Genomic DNA, 1471 nt, shown 5'->3' on the forward strand with positions numbered 1-1471 from the left:
GGCCGTGTTCATGAGGCGTGCCTTGACCTCGGCGTTGGTGAGCTCGGGGTGGTGGGCGAGGAGGAGACCTGCCACGCCCGTCACGTGGGGGGCGGCCATGGAGGTTCCGCTCATGGTCTCGAAGCCGTTGCCGGGCGCCAGCGAGTAGATGTCGACCCCGGGGGCGGCTACGTCGACGCTGGTGGCACCGTAGTTCGAGAAGCCCGCGAGCTCGCCGTTGCGGTCTGTGGCTGCGACGCTCACGATGTTGTCGAGGTCGAAGGCGGCGGGGAAGTGAGGGTTGCCGTCGCTGTCTGTGCCGGCATTGCCAGCCGCGACGATGTGCAGTGCGTTGGAGGCTGCAAAGGCATCGTAGAGGGCCTGGCTGAACATGGGCCCGCCCCACGAGTTGCTGGTGATCCGGGCCCCGATCTTCTCCGCGTAGAGCACGGCTTCCAGGGCGTCGGCGTAGGTTCCGCTGCCGTCGGCGTCGAGGAACTTCGCGCTCGCAATGGTCGCGTTCCAGTTCACGCCCACGACCCCCTGGCCGTTGTTGCCCACGGCGCCGATGGTGCCTGCGCAGTGCGTGCCGTGACCGTGGTCGTCGAGGGGGTCGCCGCTGTCGGTTGCAAAGTTGGCGCCGTGCACGTCGTCGACCACGCCATTGCCGTCGTCGTCGACGCCATTGCCGGGAATCTCTCCCGGGTTGGTCCAGCAGTTGGCTTTGAGGTCGTCGTGGGTGTAGTCGATGCCGGTGTCGATGACCACGATGAGGGGGCCTTCCCCGTTCGGCTTCCCCGTGGTGGTCTTCCACGCCTCGGTGGCGCCGATGTCCTTGCCGGGCGTGCCGCCGTCCTGACCGTGGTTCTCGAGCCCCCACAGCCGGCTGTCGAGATCGTCGGGCACATTTCCTGAACGGGCGCGCGTCTCGGCTGCAGACGGCTGCGCGGCAGGGGTGGGGTCGTCGATGTGGATCTTGTAGTTGGGTTCAGCGTAGAGCACGCCGGGCTGCTTGTTGAGGCGCTCGATGGCCTCGTCGACAGTCTCTCCGGCGGGCAGGCTGAACTGGTAGAGCTGGCCCTTGAACGCGTTCTCCATCGACGCCGGCACGCTGAAGTGACGCAACGTCTGCAGCCCTTGGGCCTGGGCAAGGGTCTCGATTTGATGGTCGGTGGCGCGGGCGGCGAACTTCACGAGCACCTGTCCGGGCACGTACTCTGCCGTGCTTGCGGAACCGAGGTCGGCTCGGTCGACAGGGGCGGTTTGCGAACCCGGGATCGGGCGCGTTGATGCAGGGGCTGCAGCCGGCTGAGGGCTGGTCCGCGGGTTGATCTGCACTGTCACTCTCCTCAAGGAGGCTCAGCACGCAGGACATGCGTCTGAGCGCACCATCATGGTTCGAGTATAGGGCATGCCCGGCCCGCGAGGCGAGCCGGAGATGTGAACATGTCAGCACCTCACACGGGGGGAGGCGTGCACATGCCCTGGCCTG

General features: G+C 67.0%; 1 protein-coding gene. It reads right to left on the bottom strand.

The window, feature by feature from the left end:
- Positions 1-1191 (bottom strand): hypothetical protein (locus EB084_25305; GenBank protein ID NDD31582.1); only part of this gene is annotated, 1191 nt, incomplete at its 3' end.
- Positions 1192-1471 lie beyond the last annotated feature (280 nt).

The organism is Pseudomonadota bacterium, assembly GCA_010028905.1.
Classification (GTDB): Bacteria; Vulcanimicrobiota; Xenobia; order RGZZ01; family RGZZ01; genus RGZZ01.